Below are 21,782 nucleotides of genomic sequence, written 5' to 3'. Positions count from 1 at the left end.
GTGCGGCCCGGGCCCCCGTCTTCACCGGGAGGGCTCCATGTTCCGAAGAGGCCAGTCCACCACGACCGCCTACCTGTTCCTCGCGCCGTTCCTGATCTCCACGGCGATCTTTTTCTTCTACGCCTTCGCGCGGGCGATCTACTACTCGTTCACCGACTTCAACCTGTTCAACAGCCCGCAACTGATCGGGGTGCAACCCTACACCCAGGTGGTCGCCGACCCGTCGTTCCAGCGGGCGCTGACGAACAGCCTGATCTTCGCCGTCGTCACCACCACCCTCCAGACCATCTTCGCCCTGCTGATGGCCGTCGCGCTGAACAACAAGCTGCGCGGGATGGCCTTTTTCCGCTCCGCGTGGTACATGCCCTCGATCACGAGTTCCGTGGTGATCACCCTGATCTTCCTGTGGCTCTTCCAGCGGCGGGGGATCGCCAACTACCTGATCACCCAGTGGCAGACGTACCAGCCCTTGATCCTGACCTTCCTGATAGGGCTGGTGGTCGCGCAGGTCATCCAGGTGCTGCTGGAACGCCGCAGTGGGCTGCCCGCCCGCTGGACGGACCCGGCGCTCGCGGCGGTGAGCGCCCTGGCCTCCCTCGTGGTCACGGCGGGGCTGGTCTGGGCCGGGGTGACCGGACCGCGAGAGGTGGCGCCCTTCGACTACCAGTACTTCGCGGACAAGTGGATCACCGTGGGCGGGGTGCAGATCCTCAGCATCCCCCTCCTCGTCGTCATCATCCAGAACACCTTCACGACCGTGCCCACGCTGATGCTGTTCTTCCTGGCGGGGCTCCAGAACATCCCCGGCGCCCTGTACGAGGCCGCCGACATCGACGGGGCCACGCCCTTTCAGAAGCTGATGAACGTCACGGTGCCGAACCTGCGCCCCGTGACCTTTTACGTCATCACCGTGGGCCTGATCGGCACCATGCAGATGTTCGACCAGGTGGCGGTGATCGGCTCGGCGGCGCCGCAAGACACCCTGATTACCCTGGCGTTCTACGTCTACACCAACACCTTCAAGGCCGGGGCCGCGCCGGTGAACCTCGCGGCGGCGGCGGCGATCATCCTGGCGCTCCTCATCCTGGCGATGGTCTTTGTCCAGCGCCGCTTCTTCCCCTCGGAGGCGCGCTGATGCGCCCGGGACTACCCGAAGACAGGAGGGCCCTATGACCGTCTTGCAGGCCCCCAACGCGCCAACCCCGGTCGTCCGCGCCGACGACCGCTGGCTGGCCCGCCGCCGCTGGGCCCGGGCGGGCTGGCTCTACGCCTTCATGCTCGTGATGAGCCTCTTCTTCCTGGGGCCTTTTTTGATGGGCCTGCTCAGTTCCATGAAGGACGACCCCAACGAGTACCCGCCCCGGCTGGCGATTCCCCAGCTCACCCCCCAGTACCTGGGCCGCGCCTACAACCTGGGCGTGCAAGGGGGCGGCGGCGGCTGGAACGGGGGGCTGTACCCCGGCCACACCGTCACCTTCGACGTGTCGGTGCGCTCGCCGCAGGGAGCCCCGCAGGACCCGCCGTCGGCAGCCCTCTTCCCGTACCAGCCCGTCAGCCTGGTGAGCATCGCCCGCTACGCGCAGGCGAAGGACTTCGCGCAGGTGACGCTGACCCCGACGGGCGGCGTGGGTGACGTGCGCTCCTACCGGGTCACCGTGCGCTACCCGGCGCTCACCCGGCAGACGGGCCGCGTCGTGACCGGGCAGCTCACCGCCCCGACCGACACGCTGAGCGCCAAGCTCGATAACGGCCAGGTTGTGCCGGTGACCCTGGACACGCCCGAGGCGCAGGCGGTGCAGTACACCCTGGTGCAGTACCAGCCCGTCGAACTCGTCGAGAACGGGGGCCGCTACTACCTGCGCGGGCCGATCTTCCAGCGCACGCCCCTTCAGGTCGACGTGCGGCGCGGGCAGAGCCTGGAGTCGAGCACCCTGCCGCCCTCCGACCGCCAGAACTTCGGGCGCTCGCTGGCCTACCGCAACGTCACGCCGGGCATCCTGGGCTACACCTTCAACAACTACCGCCGCGCCTTCAACGAGACGACCAACCCCGCGACCGGGCGCAGCCTCTTTTTCACCTGGGTGCTGAACTCGTTCCTGTACGCCTTCCTGCGCGTGGTGGCCGCCGTGGTGTTCTGCTCGCTCGCGGGGTACGCCCTGGCCCGGCTGGATTTTCCCGGCAAGAACCTGATCTTTTTCGGCGCCGTGCTGTTCGCCCAGATGGTGCCCAGCCAGGTCAACCTCATCAGCAACTACGTGCTGCTCAAGGACCTGAACCTGCTCAACATCTGGGGCCTGTGGTTCAACGGCCTGGTGGCGGCGGGCGGCGTGTTCCTGATGAAGCAGTTCTTCGAGGGGATGCCGCGCGAGCTGGAGGAGTCGGCGTCCATCGACGGCGCGGGGCCCTTCACGACCTTCTGGCGGGTGATGCTGCCGCAGGCGGGACCGGCCCTGATCGCGCTGGCGATCACCCAGTTCCAGGGGGCGTGGAACGACTTCTTCTGGCCGCTGGTGATCCTGCGCGACAACACCAACTTCACCCTGACGGTGGGCCTGTCGAACTTCCGCGAGCTGTACGGCGGGCAGGGCGACTACGGCCTGATCCTGGCGGGCGCGATCCTGAGCGCCATCCCCGTCATCATCGTGTTCGTGATCTTCCAGCGTTACTTCGTGGACACCGGGGCCGACAGTGCCGTCAAGGGGTAAGACCGGCTTGCTCTGATTCCAGAACATCCGGGAAAGCACCGGATGTTCTTCCATCGCCGCAAGCCGGTCTTCTTTGCCACTCGCTTCGCTCGGGTTCGTCTGCGACTCACCGCAACTTCGCATAAGCTCTTTCCTTCCGTCCCCCTCTCCCCCACCCCAGAAAGACCCCCATGCTGAGTACCCGCACTGTCCTCAAGGAAAACGACCTGTACCTCGTCGGCAACCGCCACTACCAGGCGGTGGGCGAGGAGGGCGGCCTGTATCGCCGCGACACCCGCTTTCTCTCCCGCTACGCCTGGCGGGTGGACGGGAAGCCCCCGCAGCACCTGGTCCTGCACGAGCGCTGGCCCTTCTGGCTGCACGAGGAGGCCGCCAACCCCAACGTGGGGTACACCATGCGCCTGGGGGTCAGCCGCGACCTCACGGTGACCGGGACGGAGGTGCGTGACCGCCTGCGGGTCACCCTCTATCAGCCCGGCACCCACCGCCTGACCCTGGAGCTGGGCGCCGACTTCCTCGACATGTTCGAGGTGCGGGGCTGGCCCGGCGGCCTCGGCCCGCGCGAGGTGGAGACGCGCGCCCTGCCCGGCGGGGTGGAGTTCAGCTACGTCGCCCGGGACGGCCTGCGCTGCCGAACGCTCGTGCGGGCGAGCCCCGCGCCCACCTGGGACGGCTCGGCGCTGGCCTGGGAGATCACGGGGAACACCGATATTCAGGTCAGCGTCTTCCCGCTTCAGGGGGACGAGGCACCGACGCCCGGCGACCCGGACGCCCTCGCGCGGGCGTACGCGGGGCTGCACGCGGGGATCACGCTGCCGGACCCCCTCGACCAGCGGGTGCTGGAGCGGGCCGTGCAGGACCTCCGCAGCCTGAGCTTCCACACCGAGTTCGGCCCCTTCCCGGCGGCGGGCCTGCCGTGGTTCGTGGCCCCCTTCGGGCGTGACAGCCTGATCATCGCCCTGCTGGTGCGGGAGCAGCGCCCCGACCTCGCCGTGACGGTCGCCCGCTACCTCGCCGCGCACCAGGGCAAGAAGTACGACCCCGTCACGCTGGAGCAGCCCGGCAAAATCCTGCACGAGGAGCGGGTCGGGGAGCTCACCCGGCTGGGCCAAACCCCCCACCGCCCGTACTACGCGACCGCCGACGCCACCCCCCTCTTCGTGTGGCTGGTGGGCGAGATCAGCCGCGAGAACCCGGACCTGGCCCGCGAGTTGCGCCCGCACTGGGAGGCGGCGCTGGGCTGGCTCCTGACCGACGGTGACCCCGACGGCGACGGCCTGATCGAGTACACGCCCGACCCCGGCGGCATCACGAACGCCGTGTGGAAGGACAGCGGCGACTCCACCTTCACGGAGGATGGGGTGGATGTGAGCGGCCACGTCGCCGTGATCGAGGTGCAGGGCTACGCCTACGCGGCCTACCTCGCCGCCGCGCGGATGTACCGCCAGCTCGGCGAGCCGGGGCGTGCCCCCGAGTGGGAGGAGCGCGCCACGAGGTTGCGGGAGACCTTTCAGCGGGCCTTCTGGTGGCCCGAGCGCGGCTACTACGTCCACGGCCTGAACGGGGACAAGCGGCCCCTGCGCGTCCTGGTGAGCAACCCGGCCCACACGCTGTGGACCGGCATCATCCCGCCCGAGTTCGCGCCCCAGGTCGCGGCGACCGCGCTGGGGAACGAGCTGTGGAGCGGCTGGGGCATCCGCACCCTGGGGGTGAACGAGCCGCGCTACAACCCGGTCTCGTACCACAACGGCAGCGTGTGGCCGCACGACACGGCGGTCGCCGCGCTGGGCATGGCCCGCTACGGCCTGCACGAGGGGGCGGGGCAGGTCGCCCGGGCCCTCTTTGACGTGGCGCGCTGGGCCTCCGACTACCGCCTGAGCGAGCTGCTGGCGGGTTTCCCGCGCGAGGACGGCCCCCCCGTCCCCTACCCCGCCGCCTGCCATCCCCAGGGCTGGGACGCGGCGATCCCGCTGGCCCTCGCACACCTGCTGCCGGGAGGAAGCCCGCCCCTCCCTACAGCAGAAGTCCCCGTCTCTCCCCGGGAGGAGACGCCCGCCTAAGCCCCGCCCAGACCTTAAAGCTTCGCTTCCCGAGCACCCGGCGCCGTGGCCGGGTGTTCTTCCATACCCGGACCCTTTTCGCCCCCTTGTCCTGGCCGGGCGCCCAACCCCATTGACCCCGGCCTCACCCGTCCCACCGATCCGAGCCCGAGAATGGTTCCATGCTCGACAACATCCTGAACAGTGTTCGGCGGGGGGCCGAGCGGGTCCAGCGCCGGGGCGAGGAGGTCGCGCAGGGGGCGCGGCTGCGCCTGGAAGTCTTTGGGCTCACGCGGGAACTCGACAGCCTGTATGCCCGGCTGGGCCGCTCCTACCACGCGGGGGCGGCCCCCGAGGTGCTGTCCGGCATTCAGGACGACATCCGCCGGGTGGACGAGGAGATCAGCGCCCGCGAGCGGCTGCTGCGCGAACTCGACCACGCGGAGGCCGGGCAAGCCGAGGCTGATCCGCCGGGGGCCGAGGGTTTTCCGGTCACCCAGCGGACGCTGACCTTCCGGGCGGCCCCCGAGGTGGCTCCCGAAACCGAGCCCACGGTGCCCGACGCCGTGCCCCGCCCCCATGAGCCGCACGAGCCTGTCCCGGACCCGGGGCGCGGGGACGAGCGGCCCGGCCGCTGACGGGACCCCCGCCCTGTCTAGCCTCCGTTGCTGTTGAGCTTGGGGCAGCGCACATTCGGCTCACCTCACGTCTGGTCTGATGGGCGGACCATGACGAAGCGTGCGAACGGCGGCGAAACCGTGGTCGAGGTGCGGGGGGCGTGGCACGGCGAGGTGGGCGACCCGGGGCGGGTCTTCGAGGGCGGGGTGGTCTCGTCGGACCTGCCGGGAGTGCCGCCGGGCAGCCCGGTGACGGTGTTCTACCGCACGGCGGCGGCCCGGGTCGCCCACCCCCGCGAGCACGGCTCGTACGTCATGCAGGTGGGCGGGCGCGAGCTGGGGCTGATGCGCTTTACCTGCCACGACACCGGCCTGACGGGGCACGAGGGCAACGATGACCGGGCGGAGGCGACCTGGCAGGCCGTCACCCTTCCGGGCTGACCCCGGCTACAGGTCGCGGCGGCTGAAGCGCCACATCGCCAGGACCACCGCGAGCAGGCCCAGGGCGGCGGCCCAGAGCACCAGGCCGGGCGTGATGGGCGCGCTGCCGAAAAAGGGATTGGCCCCGCGGGTCACCTCGCCGAGCTCGCGCAGCACCTGGGGTTGCAGGTGATAGCTCGCGCCCAGCCACAGCGAGTTCGTCGGCATGACCACGTTGGCGAGCCGTCCCAGGGTGGTGAGGGTGGGGCTGTCGGCAAAGGTGCCGATGGAGTTCAGGACTCCGCCCGCGAACCCCACGCTGTACAGCACGAACACGCCGATGCCGTTCGCCAGCGTGGTGAATAAGGTGCTGCCCAGCACCGTCAGGCCGGTGACCAGCGCGATGGCGAGCAGCACCAGCCCCACGGCGGGGAGGGGATTGGGCGGCACGAAGCCGGTGATCAGCCGGATGCCGCCCAGCAGGGCCGCGCTGATCAGCGCCACGTACCCCACGTTCACGGCGGTGAAGCCCAGCCAGCGCCCCAGCACGAGCGCCGGGCGGCTGATGGGCCGCGCGATCACCGACTGCATCACGCCGCTCTCCACGTCGCCGCTGATCGCCCCCACGGTCGAGAGCACGGCCATCAGTGCCCCCAGGAAGTACACCAGGTACATCCCGAAGATCGCCGTGTACATCACGGGGATGTTGGCCGCCCCGTTCACGCTGCGCCCGTCCAGTCCTGCGTCGAGCGCCCGCTGGTCGAGGGTCTGTTCCAGCCGGAACACGCCGTAGAGGTAAAAGCCCAGGAAGGCGGCGGTGAGCAGCAGCAGCACGACCACCAGCCGCTTGCGCACCGCCTCGCGCAGCGAGAGTTCGGCGATGAGGAGGGCGTTATGCACGGGTGGCCTCCGGGGCGCGGGGGGAGCGGGCCGCCTCCGGCGTGTCCTCGATGAGCTCCAGGAACATCGTCTCCAGGTCGGGGCGGCGGGGGGTCAGGGCGTACAGCCGGGCGCCGTGCGTGTGAACCGCGTCGGCCAGGGCGGGCAGCGTCTCCTCGCGTTCCAGCCACAGCTCCACAGTGGCGCGGCCCGGCGTGTTCGTGTCGGTGTGGCGCACCTCCCCCAGCCGCGCGAGGGCGGCGAGGAGGTCGGGCGTGAGGCGGTCGAGGCGCAGGTCCACCGGCAGCACCCCGCCCATCAGCTCGCGCAGAGTCCCCTGCCTGAGCACCCGGCCCGCCTTCACGAACGCCACCCGGTCGCACACCTGCTCGACCTCCGAGAGCAGGTGCGAGTTCAGGAAGACCGTCACCCCCTCGGCCCGCAGCCGCTCGATGATCTCGCGCACCTCGACCCGCCCGATGGGGTCGAGCGCCGAGGTCGGCTCGTCGAGAAAGACCAGCCGGGGCCGGGCCAGGATCGCGCCCGCCAGCCCCGCCCGCTGGAGCATCCCCTTGGAGTACCCGCCCAGCGTCTCGCGGCCACGTCCGCCCAGGCCCACCGTCTCCAGCACCTCGGGGACGCGGGTGCGGAGTTCGTCCGCCCGCATTCCGGCCAGCCTCCCGTGGAAGCGCAGGAACTCCTCGCCCGTCATCCAGGTCTGGAAGCGGAACTGCTCGGGCAGGAAGCCCAGTCCCGAGCGCACCGCCGGGTCGGAGGGGGACCCGCCCAGCACGTGCAGTTCGCCGCCGCTGGGGTGAACGAGGCCCAGCAGCATCTTCACGGTGGTGCTCTTGCCCGCCCCGTTGGGTCCCAGGAAGCCGAAGACCTCGCCCTCCCCCACCGTCAGGCTCAGACCGTCCACGACCGCCCGCCCCCGGTACACCTTGCACAGTTCCCGCGTCTCGATGGCCGCCACGCGCCCCAGCATAGGGGGACGGCGTGAGGCAGGAGTGCGGCAAAAGATGCAGGCGCTCCCCGCGTCCACCCGGATCACGCCGGCCCCAGTCACCCGTCCCGCCGTTTTCCTTTATCCTGAGGGCCAATTTCCCCTCATCACTCTGTCCCTTACAGAACAGCGTCCGGCCCCCACCTGCCCCATTTGGGGGCATTATCCCCCCCAGTACCCGGTCCTGGGGTGATAGTCTGGAAAGAACACCTCCGTGAGAATGCTTCACATGAAAGCTGTTCGCCGCTCGGAGCCGGTGTCCCCACCCTCCGACGCTCCTCCCCACCTCGTGGGCGCGCTCACCGCCGCGCGCACCGAGACGGCGCGGGCGTACCTCGCCCTGGCGCGGCACTACCGCGACCACTCGCTGGCGGTCGCCTTTCCGCTCGCCCTGGAGGCGCTGGAGGCCGCGCTGAGCGCCGAGGCGCCCGACATGACGGTGGAGGTTCTCGCCGGGCTGTCCTTTATCGAGGTGGCGCAGGGGCGGCAGGAACAGGCCTTCGAACACCTCGCGCTCGCGCTGGACCTCGCCCATGAACACGGCCTGCGTCACCTGGAGTCGCAGGTCCGCAACAGCCGCGCCTTCGCCCGCCTGACCGCCGGGGACGCGGTGGGCGCGCGGCGCGACCTGCTGGACGCGCGGACCCTGGCGCTGGCGGCGGGCGACCGGGTGGACGTGGCGCACACCTACGTGAACCTCGCGTACCTGGAGAACGTGACCGGGCAGTACGAGGAGGCCCTGCACCAGCTCAACCTGCTGGAGGAGCAGCTTCCCAGCCTGCCCGAGGACGAGCAGCCCTCCATGCGGCTGTACCTGCTGGAAAACCGGGCGCACATCCACCTGAACCTGGCCCGCCAGGCCCGCGAGCGGGGCCGCCCCGAGGCCGAGGCCGAGGCGCGCGCCCGCGCCCACGCCGCCCTCGAAGCCATTCGCGGGGAACTGCGGGAACACCCCGCCGGGCTGATCGCCCTGCTCACCGAGACGCACGCCGCGCGGCTCGCCCTGCTGGAGGGGAACCTGGACCGGGCGCAGCGGCACGCCGAGGCCGCGCTGGAACACCACGCCCGGCTGGGCCAGCAGGCCTACCTGGACGCCCACCTGGCGATGGCCGAGGTCAGTGTGGCGCGGGGCGAGCTGAGCCGTGCCCACGAGCACTACCGGGCCGCCCTGGACTCTGCCCTGGGCCAGAGCCGCCACCGGGAGACGCAGGAGGTGCTCCAGGCCATCGCCCGGCTGCACGAGCAGCAGGGAAACCTCCCGGCGGCGCTGGAGACCTACCGCGACGCGCTGGAACGTGCCCAGCACGCGCTGGCCCGGCTGGCCCACATCGAGCAGCGCCACGAGGACCTGATCCGCGAGCTGAGGCAGGCCCGCGCCGAGGCCACCGGCTGGCAGGACAGCGTCCGCCGGGCCGAGGCGCAGGCCCGCCAGGACCCGCTGACGGGCCTGCTCAACCGCCGGGGCCTGCAAGACGGCCTGGCGGGGCTGGAGGACACCCCGGGGCCGCTGCTGCTCGCGCTGTTTGACATCGACGACTTCAAGAGCGTGAACGACTCGCACTCGCACCTGACCGGGGACGCGGCCCTTCAGGCGGTGGCGGCGCGCCTGAGGGCCCTGAGCCCGGCGGGCAGCCTGCTCGCCCGCTACGGCGGGGAGGAATTCGTGCTCGCCCTCCCGCTCAAGGACCCGGCCGAGGCCCCGCCCCTCGTGGAAGCCCTGCGCAAGGGCATCGAGACCCACGACTGGACGGGCCTGCTCCCCGGCATGGCCCTGACCGTCAGCGCGGGCTACACCGTGACCGGGGGCCGCGACGAGGAGGCCCTGCGCGCCGCCTTCGAGCAGGCCGACGACCACCTCTACCGCGCCAAGCGGGCCGGGCGCAACCGCATTTATCCCCCGGTCCAGGTGCCGGGCTGAGCCTCCGGGAAAGTCCGAACGGGGCGCGGTGAAGGGAGTGCCCCCCCACCGCGCCCCGTTCAGGTCCAACCCTCAGCGCGTCAGAATCTCCTCGATGCGCCGCTGCACGTCCTCCTCCAGCCGCACGCCCGCCGCCTTCACGGTGTCCTCGATCTGGCCCACCTTCGTCGCCCCGGTGATCACCGAGCTGACGCCCTTCTGGCGCAGAATCCAGGCCAGGGCGAGCTGCGCGCGGGTGATGCCGAGTTCGTCGGCGATGGGCTTCAGGTCGCGGACCTTCTGAATGTTCGCCTCGGTCAGGAAGTTGTTCCCCCAGTTCTCGTTCTCGGTGAGCCGGGCGCCCTCCGGGCGGCCCTCGTCGTACTTGCCGGTGAGCAGGCCCATCGCCAGCGGGCTCCAGACGACCAGGCCCACGCCCGCCTTCTCGGTGTAGGGCAGGATCTCGTTCTCCACCCGCTCGCGGCGCAGCATGGAGTATTCGGGCTGTTCGGTGACGGGCGCGTGCAGGCCGTGGGCCTTGGCGAACTCCACCGCTTCGGCGATGCGGGCGGCGGGCCACATGCTCGTGCCCCAGTACATGGCCTTGCCATCGCGGATGACCTGGTCAAAGGCCATCACGATCTCGTCCATGGGCACGTTCTCGTCGTAGCGGTGGGCGAAGTAGATGTCGAGGTAGTCGGTGCCCAGCCGCTTCAGGCTCCCGTCGATGCTCTCCAGCACGTGCTTGCGCGAGAGCCCGCGGTCGTTCACGTCGTCACTCATCGGCCAGTAGACCTTGGAGGAGATCACGAGCGTGTGGCGGGGCAGCTCGCGCAGCACCTGGCCCATCATCTCCTCGGACTTGCCCCGGGCGTACACGTCGGCCTGGTCGAAGAAGTTCACGCCCTCCTCGTACGCCTTCACCACGATGTCGCGCACCATCTGCTGGTCGTTGACGTTGTGCCCGAAGGTGACCCAGCCGCCCAGGCTGACTTCGGAAACCTTGAGGCCGCTTCTGCCTAGGTTGCGGTATTCCATGCCCGGTACTTTACCCAGTAAAGCATGGGCAAGCCGTCAGATTCAGGCGGGATGAAGGCCGGGCCATCCGGTTTCCGTCCCATCCGTGATCGAATCGGGAGAGCTCCGCGTCGATCACTCCTGTCCCGGGCACCGTTTTGGTCCTGCTCGCTTCGCTCGGGTTGAACCGTTTTTGGAACTGTTCAACCGGACTTTGTATCAGACGGGCGGAGCCCAGCCGGGCGGGGCGAGTTCGAAGCCGCTGAACTGGAAGCCCGGGGCCACCACGCAGCCCACCAGGCTCCACTCGCCCAGGGAGCGGGCGCTCTGCCACGCCCCGGCGGGCACGATGCCCTGGGGCCGCTCGCCGCCCGTCAGGTCCGGCCCCAGGCGCAGACGGCGGGGCTCCCCCTCCTCCCAGACCTCCAACTGCACCGCCGCCCCGGCGTGGTGGCACCAGACTTCGGTGGCGTCCACCCGGTGCCAGTGCGAGACCTCCCCCGCCCGCAGCAGAAAATAGATGGAGGTGCAGACGGGCCGCCCGCCGACCTCCCGCGCGTCGGAGTGAATCTGAACGTAGTGCCCACCCTCCGGATGCGGCGCCAGGCCCAGCAGGCGGATGATGTCCTCGGCGGTCATCCCGCCCCCCGGCGCCACTGGTTCGCCCGCTCCCCCCGCGCGGCGAGGGTGGCCGTCTCGCGCACCCGTTTTTCGCGGGTGGCGGCGGTTTTCGCCTGCGCGATCCACTCCAGGATGCCCCGTTTCGCGCTGCGGGGAAAGGCGTCCCAGTGGGCTTTCGCCCCGGGCTCGGCGGTCAGGGCGGCCTCGAGGTCGGGCGGGACTTCCAGCGCGTCCACCCCGTCGAGGAGGCTCCACGAGCCGTCCCGCATCGCCGCGTCGATCTTCGCCTGCCCGGCTGGCGTCATCAGGCCCGCCGCCCGCATTCGCTCGATCCTGGCCTTATTCACTGCGCTCCACCCGCTGCCCGGCTTACGCGGGGCGATGTACAGCATGGAGCGCGCCTCGTCGAGCCCCCGCGGCCTGGAGTCGATCCAGCCGAAGCACAGGGCTTCTTCCACCGCCTCATCCCCGCTGAGGTTCACGGGACCCGCCGACTTCTTGCGGAGGACGAGCCAGACACCTTTCCCGGTGTCGTGATGGGTCTCCAGCCAGGCCCGCCACTCGGCGCGGGAATCCGGCTCGAAGGCGTCCGGGGGCAGGGTCACCGGGGCACCTCCCGAAGCCGCGAAATGTCCCAGCGTTCGGGCAGGGTCGGAGTGAAGATGTACCCGCCCTCCAGGGTGCCCAGCACCTCGTTTCGCTCCAGCCCCCAGCGGTGGGCGTACAGGGCGATGTAGGCGCAGACGACGGCGTCGGTGCGGTCCTCGTGGTCCTTGAGGGCGCGGCCCCGCAGGGCGAAGGGGTCCACGGCGAGGTGAGTTTCCAGACCCGTCAGAAACGGCTCGGCCCCTCCCAACGCGGCGAGGTGACGGTGCAGCGCCGCCCAAGCCGAGAGCAGCATCTCGCGGTCCTGCCCCTTGTTCTTGTATTTCAGGGTGCGGGTCAGGCCGAAGAGGGCGACCATCGCCGGGTGCGGATAGACCTCGATCACGCGGCGGACGGGCTTCCCGGCGGGAACGCGCGGGTCGTGGATAAAGCCCGGGGCTTCAAGCGCCTGGGTCAGCGCCTCCCCACGAACGACCCCCGCAGCGTCTGCCAGCCGGGTCCGGTTCGTGGGGTGGGCCGCCGCCTGAAAGCGCCCGAACACGGCCCCGACCTCCGCCTCGGCGGGGCGGCGCCCGGTCGTGTTCGGGACGGTCAGCGGCGCGTCGATGGCGACGATGGCGGGACCGTCCCCGGCGTGCTGCTCCACGTACGCGAGCACGCTCGCGTCGTCTGAGAGGAGGGCCGTATCCAGGAGCTGCCCACCCTTCACGTCCCCCTTGATCACCGCGCCACCCGTGGGGTTGCGGACGGACCAGGCGGGGTCGATGCCGATGAAGTGCATAGGCCACGTTACCGGAGCGGCCAGCGCGGGAGGGTCAGACTTGATCCGGTGTGACCATCTCCCCCTTCATCACGTCCCGGAACCAATGGCCCCAGTGGGGTTTGCGCCCGTCCACGTCGCTGAAGCCGTACTCGTCCATCAGCGTCCAGGAGGCGAAGGCACGGCCGTTAAACCGGTGCTTCCCCGGGTCGGCGGCGAGGGCGGCGATGCCCCGGCCCACGAAGCGGGGCGTCTCCGACTCGGCGAAGTTGGGGTCGCGGGCGGTACCGTCCCGCCAGTTGCTCTCCCCTACCCCGAAGTAGGCCAGCATCTCCTCGGAGCGGAGGTAGCCGGGCGTCACCGAGACGCTGGTGATGCCGCGGGGGTCACCCTCCAGCTCGTGCGCCCAGGCCTGCGCCAGCCGCATCACCCCGGTCTTGGCGAGGTCGTAGGCGAGGTTGCCGCGATACGTCCAACTGTCCCCGTCCGTCACCTCGACAATCAGCCCGCCGGGCCGCAGGAGGGGCAGCAGATACCGCCCTGTCACCACATGCGTCCACAACCCGCCCTCGATCAGCGCGCGGGCCTTGCCCAGGTCGAGTTCCCACGCCTTCTTCCCCCACTCGCTGTGCCGCTCGCCGCCCCAGACATCGTTGACGAGAATGTCCAGCCCGCCGAAGTCCGCCCGCATCCGCTCCGCCAGGGCCTTCACATCCTCCTCGTTCAGGTGGTCGCAGCGCACGGGCACCCCTTGCCCGCCCGCCGCCGTCACGAGGTCGGCCGTCTCCTCAATGGTCTCCGGTCGGCCCCGCTCGCGGCCCAGGTCGCTCAGGCCCGCGCGGGTGGAACGCCCGGTGCACACCACGGTGGCGCCGAGTGCCCCGAGTTCGGTGGCGATCCCGCGGCCAGCCCCGCGCGTGGCCCCGGCGACGACGGCCACCCTTCCGGCGAGGGCGTGAGGAAGAGCTTGCGTCATGACAGACCTCCGGGCCTGCTCTGCCGCACGGGGCCAGAGCCGAGACCTGCCCCATCAAACCCCACCGGGGCGGCAAACGGAAGGGCCGGGAAGCCTACACCTCCCGACCCTCCTCCCCACCCCAACGCCTACCGCTCCCGGCGCCCGGTGTTCTCGACCGGCTCGTCCAGGGCAATGGAGGCGGTCAGCACGACCTGGTCGCCGCGCTGCTCGACCTCCACGTTGCTGTTGCCCGCCGGGAAGTAGCGCCTCACGACCTCCAGCAGGTCGTTTCGCAGCGCGTCCACCTTGCCGGGCGGGATCTGCGCGCGGTCGTAGGCGAGGACGAGTTCCAGGCGGTCCTTGAGCGTCTCCTTGGAGCGCCGCTTGTTCAGCCACGAGAACATGTCAGGCCCCCCCGAACAGGCGCCGCAGCGCCGCGAGGAAACCGCGGTTCTCCTCCAGGTTGGGGTACGGCACGTCCTCGCCCTTGAGGCGGCGTGCGGTGTCCATAAAGGCCTGCCCCGCCTTCGTCCGGCCCAGCACGGCGGGCTCGCCCACGTTCGTGCTCACCAGGATGCCGTCGTCCTCGGGGATGATCCCGATGGGCTTGACCCCCAGGATTTCGAGGATGTCCCCCTCCGAGAGCATGTTGCCGCTGGCGACCATCTTGGGCCGCAGCCGGTTGATGACGAGGCGGATCTCCCGAATCTGCTGGGCTTCGAGCAGCCCGATGATGCGGTCGGCGTCGCGCACGCTGGAGACTTCCGGGTTCACCACGACCAGGGCACCCTGGGCCGGGGCCGCCGCCGTCTTGAAGCCCGACTCGATCCCGGCGGGCGAGTCGATCAGCACCCGGTCGAAGCCCTCGTCCTCCAGCAGTTGGCGCACCACGTCCCTGAAGACCTCGGGGTCGAGGGCGTCCTTGTCGCGGGTCTGCGAGGCGGGAAGCAGGTACAGGGTCTCGACGCGCTTGTCGCGGATCACGGCCTGGGAGAGGCGGCACTTGCCCTCCAGCACGTCCACGAGGTCGAAGACGACCCGGCTTTCTAAGCCCATCACCACGTCGAGGTTCCTCAGGCCCACGTCCACGTCGATGACGACGACCTTCTCGCCCAGCTTGGCAAGCGCGGCGCCGATGTTCGCGGTGGTCGTGGTCTTGCCCACGCCCCCCTTGCCCGATGTGACGACGATGACCTTGGCATTCATGCTGCCCAGCAGTGTACCGCGCTCGGGGGCGGCGGGCGGATGAGCCTTACCCTGCTACAATCTGGTTAGCTGACCAGAAAGGGAGCCCTTATGCCCCCAGAACCGAAGGTTTGGAAGCTCGAAGACGCTAAAGCCCAGTTCTCAAACCTCGTTCGCCGGGCTCAGGGGGGCCAGCCTCAACTCGTCACTCGGCGTGGGCAACCTGCCGTAGTCGTGTTGGACGCCTCCAGTTATCAACCCGACGGGGGGGCGGAACGGAGCGGCTGGTCCACCTTCGAGTCGGCACCGCACATCGACGAGTTCGAGCCCGTGCGAATCCCGGGAACTGCGCGCGAAGTGGACCTTTGACCCGGAACGTGGCCGCCTCTTTCCTGCTCGACACCAACGTGGTCAGTCAGGCCACGAAGTCACAGCCCGCGCCCGGAGTTGTTGCCCTGCTGCAAGCCACACCGCTCTCGCGCCTGTACCTCAGCAGCATCACCCTCGGCGAACTGGAACTGGGCACGGAGGCGCTGGACGACCCCGTTAAACGTGCCCGCTTGCGGCGCTGGCTGGATGACAAACTGAGGCCCGACTACCGGGGCCGCGTTCTCGTGCCGAACGACGGGGTGATGACCACCTGGGCACGCATGATCCTCGCCTCGGGTCGCCGTCCCGGTCAGGTGCCCTGCATGGACGCCCTGCTTGCCGCCACCGCCCTGCACCACGATCTCACTCTGGTTACGCGGAACGTGGGCGACTTTCAGGGCTTCGGCGTACGGGTGTTCAATCCTTGGGATCAGTCCGGCGCGATGTGACGCCTATCCTAACCTCCACCCGCCCCCACCCTGTACACTGCTCGGTCGAGTCTCGCACCCGGCGTGTTCCCACGCGGCGGTGCGCCCGCGTGGAGGAATACAGATGACGAGTGTGAACGAACCGCTGCCCACCGTGGCAGCTCCCAAAGTCGGATTCATCAGCCTGGGTTGCCCGAAAGCCCTGGTGGACAGCGAACGCATCCTGACCCAACTCCGCGCCGAGGGCTACGAGGTCGCCCCCAGCTACGAGGACGCGCAGGCCGTGATCGTGAACACCTGCGGCTTCATCACGCCCGCCGTGGAGGAAAGCCTCAGCGCCATCGGCGAGGCGCTGGACGCGACCGGCAAAGTCATCGTGACGGGCTGCCTGGGCGAGCGCCCCGAGAAGATTCTGGAGCGGCACCCCAAGGTCGCGGCGATCACGGGGTCGGAGGCGGTGGACGACGTGATGGGGCACGTGCGCGAGTTGCTGCCCACCCGGACGGACACGTTCACGGGCCTTCTTCCGGTTGCCGCCCCGGGGATGCGCTCGGGGAGCCTGGACGACCTGCTGGCCCCCTCCGTCAAGCTCACGCCCCGGCACTACGCCTACGTGAAGATCGCGGAAGGGTGCAACCACACCTGCGCCTTCTGCATCATCCCCAAGCTGCGTGGGCGGCAGGTCAGCCGGGACGCGGGCTCCGTGCTGTACGAGGCCTACCGCCTGATCGCGGGCGGCACGAAGGAGATCATGATCATCTCGCAGGACACCTCGGCCTACGGGGTGGACGTGCGTTACCGCGAGAGCGAGTTCCAGGGCGGGCAGGTCCGCGCGCACCTCACCGACCTCGCCGAGAAGCTGGGCGAGATGGGCGCCTGGGTGCGGATGCACTACGTCTACCCGTACCCGCACGTGGAGAGGATCGTGGAGCTGATGGCGCAGGGCAGGATTCTCCCCTACCTCGACGTGCCCCTCCAGCACGCCTCGCCCAGAATCCTGAAGCTGATGCGGCGGCCCGGCGGGGGCAGGCAGCTCGACACCATCCGCCGCTGGCGCGACATCTGCCCGGAGCTGGTCATCCGCTCGACCTTCATCGTGGGCTTCCCCGGCGAGACGGAGGAGGACTTCCAGATGCTCCTCGACTTCCTGGAGGAGGCGCGGCTCGACCGGGTGGGCGCCTTCCCCTACTCGGACGTGGAGGAGGCGGACGCGAACGCGCTGCCGAACCCCGTGCCCGAGGAGGTCAAGCAGGAGCGGCTGGCCCGCTTCATGGAGGTCGCCCAGCGCATCAGCACCGAGAAGCTCGCCGAGAAGGTGGGTCGCGTGATGGACGTGATCATCGACGAGTTCAACGACGACGAGGGGGACGAGCCGGGGACGCGGCTCATCGGACGCACCAAGGGCGACGCGCCGGGCATTGACGGGCAGGTGTACCTGTACGCGGGTGACTTCGCCGGACAGGTCAAAATCGGCGACATCGTGCAGGCCCGCATCGAGGACAGTGACGAGTACGACCTGTATGGGGAGGTCGTGGCGCGGCCCGAATGGCGGCCGAATGTGCCGCAGCTCGGGCATTTCGGGCGCCATTAGGCGAATCAAGGTCTGAAAGGGGAGGTCATCCGGGCCTCCCTTTTACGTTTTGGTAGCGCCGGATACCTACCCTGAGCCCATGCCCAGACAGCCTCTCGCGGCCATGCTCGTCATGGCGACGCTCTCCACGTCTGCCGCACAACAGGAGGGGCTGTACGACCCGGCACCCCCCAGCAACAGTGCCTTCGTGCGTGTCGCGGGTGCTCCGGCGGCCACGCTCGGGACCCGCAGCGTGGTGGCGGACAAGGGGGCGGTCAGCACCTATGTGGTGATTCCCCAGGGCGACGTGAGCGTCCGGGCCGGTGCCGCCAGCCAGAAGTTCAGGGTCGAGGCGGGCAAGTTCTACACGGTGGTCCTGCACGGCGGCAAGCTGAGCCTGCTGCCCGACGCCCCCGCCGACAACCGCGCCAAGGCCCTGCTGGTGGTATACAACCTCAGCAGCCTTCCCAGCGTGGACCTGAAAACGGCGGATGGCAAGACCACCGTGATTCAGGGCGTGAAGCCGGGCGAGAGCGGCAACCGGGCCGTGAACGGCATCACCGTGGACCTGGCGACCTTCGCCGGGCCCAGGAGCCTGAACGTGATGAAGGCGGTCCGGCTGGAGCGCGGCAAGGCGTACGCCATCGTGGTGACAGACGGGGGAACCACCCTGACGGCGAGCACGACCACCCGCTAGGGGGCAGACGTGGTTTTCAGCAGCAACGTCTTTCTCTTTCTGTTCCTGCCCGCCTTCCTGGTGGTGTATTACCTGCTGCCCTTCCGCTGGCGCTCGGGGTGGATTCTGGTGGGCAGCTACGCCCTGTACGGGTGGTGGCGGCTGGACTTCCTGTGGCTGCTGGTCGGCGTGACCCTGGCCGCGTACGTCTTCGCGCTCGCCCTGGGGCGGGCCGAGGGAAGGCGGCGCTTCCAGATTCTGGCCGTCGCGGTCGCATTGAACCTGGGGGCGCTCGGGTACTTCAAGTACGCGAACTTCGGCGTCGAGAGCTTCAATGCGGTGGTGACCAGCCTGGGTTTCGCCCCCTTCGCCTGGGCGCCCATCCTGCTCCCCATCGGCTTGTCGTTCTTCATCTTCCACGCCATCAGCTACCTGGTGGACGTGTACCGCCGGGAGGAACCGCCCACTCACAACCTGCTGGACTTCGCCGCCTTTATAGCCCTGTTCCCGCACCTGATCGCCGGGCCGGTGCTGAAGTACAACCTGCTCGCCGACCAGTTCCGGCACCGCACCCACACCCTGGAGGGGTTCAGCTACGGGGCCACCCGCTTCATGACCGGCTTTGCCAAGAAGGTCCTGATCGCCGACTCCATCGCCCCGCTCGTCACCGCCGCCTTCAACCAGCCCAACCCCACGCTGGCCGACAGTTGGCTGGGCGCTCTCGCCTACACCCTCCAGCTCTACTTCGACTTCAGCGGGTACTCGGACATGGCAATTGGCTTGGCGGCCATGATGGGCTTCAAGTTCCCCGAGAACTTCAACCACCCCTACATCTCGCGCTCGATCACCGAGTTCTGGCGGCGCTGGCACATGAGCCTGAGTTCCTGGCTGCGCGAGTACCTGTACATCGGCCTGGGCGGCAACCGCAAGGGACGGGCGCGGACCTACCTCAACCTCTTCCTGACGATGGTGCTGGGGGGGCTGTGGCACGGGGCCAACTGGACCTTCCTGCTGTGGGGCATGTGGCACGGCGGCCTGCTCGCCACCGAGCGCCGGATGAAGGAGGCGGGGCTCTGGCGGCCCTCCCCCGCGTGGCTCACCATTCCCGGGACGATGCTCCTGGTGATCCTGGGATGGGTGATGTTCCGGGCGGACAACGTGGCGGACGCCTTCGGGATGTACCGGGGAATGGTGGGGCTCAACGGCGCGGGGCTCTCCGACACGCTGGCCTGGCAGGTGCGGCCCAGCGAACTCGTCACGATGCTCGTCGCCGCCGTGCTGGTCTACGTGGCCCCGGTCTGGGGTGAGCGGGTGGGCGATGTGGGCAGCCGCCTGCTGCGCCCCCGTCTCGCGGTGGCGGCCACCACCGCCCTGCTGCCCCTCTTCGTGCTGGCGATCCTCAAGCTCAGCGCCCAGTCCTACACGCCCTTTCTCTACTTCCAGTTCTGAGGTCGGCTCGTGACCGAATTCGCGCGGGATCACGTCAAAAACGACGGTCAGAGACACGCCGTTCCCGCGGTGCTCCACTGGCTCCCCGGCCTGTTCCTCCTGGCCGTGCTGGGGGCGGGCGCCCTGCTGGCCCTGACCTCGCCGGGGGCGCGCACCCTGCCCCGGGACCAGAACGTCAGGGCCGGCGAGTGGACCGCCGCCTACGAGAAGGGCCTGGACGCCGGTGTCCCCTGGCGCCGCCCCGCCCTGGACCTGTGGGGCGGCGTGGGATACCGCCTCTTCGGGGAGGCCCAGCCGGGGGCCGTGGTGGGCCGGGACGGCTGGCTGTACACGAGTGAGGAATTCGAGACCGCACCGACCGACGCCCGCGAGGTGCGGGACAAGCTGAGGTACGTGGATCAGGTGCGGCGCGAGTTGGCGCGGGACGGCGCGCGGCTCGTGGTAGCGCTGATTCCGGCCAAGGCCCGGCTGTATTCGTCGCACCTGGGGGGCGCCCGCGTCCCGGCGAGCAAGACCCCGGAGTACGAGACCTTCCGGCGGGGGCTGGAGGCCGAGGGAATCGTCGCCCCCGACCTCTACGCGGCGCTGCGGCGGGCGGCGGCGGGGGGCAGTCCCAACCTGTTCTTCCGCACGGATACCCACTGGACTCCCGATGGGGCGGGCGTGGCGGCCCGGACGGTCGCCTCGCGGGTGCGCTCACTTGGGCTGGAGTTGCCCGCGGGGGAATTCAGGGGGGCGCGGGCGGCCCCGGCACTCTACCCGGGGGACCTGCTGCGCTACCTGCCGGGTGTCGAGCGGGCGCCGTCCACCTCCGACTGGGTCCGGGCACGGTCGACCGAGCGGCTGGACGGCGGCGGCGGCCTACTGGGCGACGAGGGCATCGCCGTCACGCTGGTGGGGACAAGCTACAGCGCGCCGAGTTCGGCCAATGTCTGGGACTTCGCCGGGCAGCTCCAGCAGGCGCTGGGCACCGAGGTCCTCAACGTCGCCGATCAGGGGCGCGGGCCTTTCCTGCCCATGCGCGACTACCTGCGGAGCCCGGAACGCACCTCCACGCCCCCCCGGGTCGTCATCTGGGAGATTCCCGAACGGTACCTGAGGGTCAACTACCCGGAGCTGGACAGTGCCGGAGCCGCCCCACACGCCCGGGAGACTCCCGGCACACCCCCCGCCCAAGGAGCAACATGACTATTCCAGGATTCCTTCTGTCTTCCGGCCTGCTGCTCGCCGGGCTCGGCGCCGCCCAGGAGATGCCCGCCCGGGCCAGCGAGACCCCTCCCCTTCAGGGCTGCGCCAAGTCCAGCGACTACGACGGCAAGGGGAGTTTCGAGCTGTTCGGCAAGAATGGCTTTATCTTCGAGAGCCCCGAGTTTCAGGACACCTATGAGTTCAAGGGCGCGGGCCAGCTCACCCTCCTCGTCAACGCTTTCCGGGCACGGGGTTCTGAACTCATCCTCGTCCCCGTCCCCTCCCGGGCCATCAAGTACGCGGGGGGCCTGGACCTGACCGCTTACCCGCGGCTCGACTTCTCCAGCCAGAAGTTCGTGCAGAGCTGGGAACAGATGATCGCGTCCGCCCGGGGAACGGGCGCCCACGTCGTCGACCTGCTGCCCGACATCCTGGCATTCAAGCCCGGCGCCCGCGGCGAGGATTTCTTCTACCCGCGCGACCACCACTGGACCACCTCGGGCGCGGAGAAGGCGGCCGAGGAGACGGCGGAGCTGATAGCCGGGATCATCAAGGCCCGGCAGTGGACGCTGCCCACCAAGAAGGGAACACTCACCTTTACGGGGGGCAGCTCCTTTACCGGCTCCTACGGCAACCGTTTCGAGAGTGTCTGCGGGCAGAAGCTGCCCAAGATGACGAGCTACCAGGCCCGCTACGAGCAGGAGGACGAGTCCCTGCTGGGCGATGAGGATGCCGTCGTCGGCATCTTCGGGGACAGCTTCGGCCAGGGGTTCCCCGACAGCAACTTCGGTCCCTTGCTGGAATACAAAACCGGGCTGAACACGGTCAACTACTCCTCGGCGGGGGCCGGGCCCTTGCTGTCCCTCTACGGCTACCTGGCCGATCCCGGGGTGAGGGAAAAACTGCCCAAATTCATCGTCGTCCCCTTTATGGGCTGGCTCTCCAACAACGCCTTCGATTACAACCAGGCCACGGCGGCGCTGCTCTCCTGCACCGACAGGACGCGGCTCGCGCGGGTAGACTTTCCCGCCGGGCAGGAGAAGATCAGCTTCGGCACGCTTCCCCAGACGGACGCCAGAAAACTGGTCCACATCCACACGAACGAGACCACCAACTACCTGGAGGTGCGGGGGAAGTACACGGACGGCTCGCCCATGCGCTGGGAGAACTGGCGCGTGTCGGCCGACTACTTCCGGGGCAGCCGCAACGACTTCTACAGCCTGGCCTCGGTCGGGCGGACGCCCCTGGAGGCCTCCATCGCCATCGACGGCCGCAAACCCACGGCGGGCTACGCCGAAGTATGCCTGGTCGATCTGGGGAATCCCCAGGGCGATCTCCCTTCGCCCTAAGAGAACACGCCCGGCCAGGACCGGCACGGCTCTCCCGAGGACG

22 protein-coding genes are annotated in these 21,782 nt (G+C 69.5%); 13 read left to right on the top strand and 9 right to left on the bottom strand.

All coding sequences use genetic code 11. The features are described from left to right. Positions 1–37: 37 nt before the first annotated feature. The 5 genes from DAERI_RS15885 (at position 38) to DAERI_RS15865 (ending at position 5,802) form a co-directional block, all read left to right on the top strand. Entirely contained in the window at positions 38–1,135 is a 1,098-nt protein-coding gene (locus DAERI_RS15885) for a carbohydrate ABC transporter permease (RefSeq protein ID WP_103130420.1), read from the top strand. Positions 1,136–1,169: 34 nt separating this feature from the next. Next, entirely contained in the window at positions 1,170–2,705 is a 1,536-nt protein-coding gene (locus DAERI_RS15880) for a carbohydrate ABC transporter permease (RefSeq protein WP_103130419.1), read from the top strand. A gap of 170 nt (positions 2,706–2,875) precedes the next feature. Beyond that, on the top strand, positions 2,876–4,765 hold the full coding sequence (locus DAERI_RS15875) for an amylo-alpha-1,6-glucosidase (RefSeq protein WP_103130418.1): 1,890 nt from the start codon (positions 2,876–2,878) through the stop codon (positions 4,763–4,765). Positions 4,766–4,926: 161 nt separating this feature from the next. Then, positions 4,927–5,382, top strand: coding sequence for a hypothetical protein (locus tag DAERI_RS15870; RefSeq protein WP_103130417.1), 456 nt, complete (start codon positions 4,927–4,929; stop codon positions 5,380–5,382). 90 nt (positions 5,383–5,472) lie between these two features. Next, positions 5,473–5,802 (top strand): hypothetical protein, encoded by a 330-nt coding sequence (locus DAERI_RS15865; RefSeq protein WP_103130416.1) that lies wholly within the window; start codon positions 5,473–5,475, stop codon positions 5,800–5,802. 6 nt (positions 5,803–5,808) lie between these two features. On the opposite strand, the gene DAERI_RS15860 is transcribed toward DAERI_RS15865, so the two are convergent. Further along, entirely contained in the window at positions 5,809–6,681 is an 873-nt protein-coding gene (locus DAERI_RS15860; RefSeq protein ID WP_103130415.1) for an ABC transporter permease, read from the bottom strand. Further along, the gene (locus DAERI_RS15855; protein ID WP_103130414.1) at positions 6,674–7,648 is read right to left on the bottom strand and encodes an ABC transporter ATP-binding protein; all 975 of its coding nucleotides are present in this window, start codon (positions 7,646–7,648) and stop codon (positions 6,674–6,676) included. The genes DAERI_RS15860 and DAERI_RS15855 overlap by 8 nt, the downstream gene beginning before the upstream one ends. Before the next feature lie 247 nt (positions 7,649–7,895). Here DAERI_RS15855 and DAERI_RS15850 point away from each other — a divergent pair, with 247 nt between their 5' ends. Then, positions 7,896–9,584 (top strand): GGDEF domain-containing protein, encoded by a 1,689-nt coding sequence (locus DAERI_RS15850; protein WP_103130413.1) that lies wholly within the window; start codon positions 7,896–7,898, stop codon positions 9,582–9,584. Between the two features lie 72 nt (positions 9,585–9,656). Here DAERI_RS15850 and DAERI_RS15845 read toward each other — a convergent pair whose 3' ends face one another. The 7 genes from DAERI_RS15845 to minD form a co-directional block, all read right to left on the bottom strand. Then, positions 9,657–10,601 carry an aldo/keto reductase family protein gene (locus tag DAERI_RS15845; RefSeq protein ID WP_103130412.1) on the bottom strand — a complete coding sequence of 315 codons (945 nt, stop codon included), beginning with the start codon at positions 10,599–10,601 and terminating at the stop codon, positions 9,657–9,659. Positions 10,602–10,799: 198 nt separating this feature from the next. Then, complete coding sequence (locus DAERI_RS15840; protein WP_103130502.1) at positions 10,800–11,219, bottom strand: cupin domain-containing protein; 420 nt, start codon at positions 11,217–11,219, stop codon at positions 10,800–10,802. Next, positions 11,216–11,806, bottom strand: coding sequence for a YdeI/OmpD-associated family protein (locus DAERI_RS15835; RefSeq protein WP_103130411.1), 591 nt, complete (start codon positions 11,804–11,806; stop codon positions 11,216–11,218). Before DAERI_RS15835 ends, DAERI_RS15840 begins: the two co-directional genes overlap by 4 nt. After that, a complete protein-coding gene (locus tag DAERI_RS15830) occupies positions 11,803–12,588 on the bottom strand; it encodes a DUF429 domain-containing protein (RefSeq protein WP_103130410.1) in 786 nt (261 codons plus the stop codon). Before DAERI_RS15830 ends, DAERI_RS15835 begins: the two co-directional genes overlap by 4 nt. A gap of 34 nt (positions 12,589–12,622) precedes the next feature. Further along, a complete protein-coding gene (locus DAERI_RS15825) occupies positions 12,623–13,543 on the bottom strand; it encodes an SDR family oxidoreductase (RefSeq protein ID WP_103130409.1) in 921 nt (306 codons plus the stop codon). A gap of 128 nt (positions 13,544–13,671) precedes the next feature. Further along, a complete protein-coding gene (gene minE, locus DAERI_RS15820; protein WP_103130408.1) occupies positions 13,672–13,929 on the bottom strand; it encodes a cell division topological specificity factor MinE in 258 nt (85 codons plus the stop codon). Between the two features lies 1 nt (position 13,930). Further along, positions 13,931–14,731: a septum site-determining protein MinD gene (gene minD / locus DAERI_RS15815; protein WP_103130407.1), complete on the bottom strand. Its 801-nt coding sequence runs from the start codon at positions 14,729–14,731 to the stop codon at positions 13,931–13,933. Positions 14,732–14,821: 90 nt separating this feature from the next. Here minD and DAERI_RS23345 point away from each other — a divergent pair, with 90 nt between their 5' ends. From DAERI_RS23345 to DAERI_RS15780, 7 genes are all read left to right on the top strand, one after another. Further along, complete coding sequence (locus tag DAERI_RS23345; protein ID WP_103130406.1) at positions 14,822–15,079, top strand: type II toxin-antitoxin system Phd/YefM family antitoxin; 258 nt, start codon at positions 14,822–14,824, stop codon at positions 15,077–15,079. After that, positions 15,076–15,528 (top strand): type II toxin-antitoxin system VapC family toxin, encoded by a 453-nt coding sequence (locus tag DAERI_RS15805; protein ID WP_165794245.1) that lies wholly within the window; start codon positions 15,076–15,078, stop codon positions 15,526–15,528. The genes DAERI_RS23345 and DAERI_RS15805 overlap by 4 nt, the downstream gene beginning before the upstream one ends. A gap of 103 nt (positions 15,529–15,631) precedes the next feature. Beyond that, a complete protein-coding gene (gene rimO / locus DAERI_RS15800; RefSeq protein ID WP_103130404.1) occupies positions 15,632–17,098 on the top strand; it encodes a 30S ribosomal protein S12 methylthiotransferase RimO in 1,467 nt (488 codons plus the stop codon). Positions 17,099–17,177: 79 nt separating this feature from the next. Then, positions 17,178–17,774, top strand: a complete 597-nt coding sequence (locus tag DAERI_RS15795; RefSeq protein ID WP_235610427.1) for an alginate O-acetyltransferase AlgF — start codon at positions 17,178–17,180, stop codon at positions 17,772–17,774. A 9-nt stretch (positions 17,775–17,783) separates the two neighbouring features. Then, positions 17,784–19,202, top strand: coding sequence for an MBOAT family O-acyltransferase (locus DAERI_RS15790; RefSeq protein ID WP_103130402.1), 1,419 nt, complete (start codon positions 17,784–17,786; stop codon positions 19,200–19,202). 9 nt (positions 19,203–19,211) lie between these two features. Further along, positions 19,212–20,390, top strand: coding sequence for an alginate O-acetyltransferase AlgX-related protein (locus DAERI_RS15785; protein ID WP_103130401.1), 1,179 nt, complete (start codon positions 19,212–19,214; stop codon positions 20,388–20,390). Continuing rightward, positions 20,387–21,739, top strand: a complete 1,353-nt coding sequence (locus tag DAERI_RS15780) for an alginate O-acetyltransferase AlgX-related protein (RefSeq protein ID WP_103130400.1) — start codon at positions 20,387–20,389, stop codon at positions 21,737–21,739. The genes DAERI_RS15785 and DAERI_RS15780 overlap by 4 nt, the downstream gene beginning before the upstream one ends. Positions 21,740–21,782 lie beyond the last annotated feature (43 nt).

Source organism: Deinococcus aerius, from assembly GCF_002897375.1.
Classification (GTDB): Bacteria; Deinococcota; Deinococci; order Deinococcales; family Deinococcaceae; genus Deinococcus; species Deinococcus aerius.
This window is presented reverse-complemented; position numbering and strand designations above follow the sequence as displayed.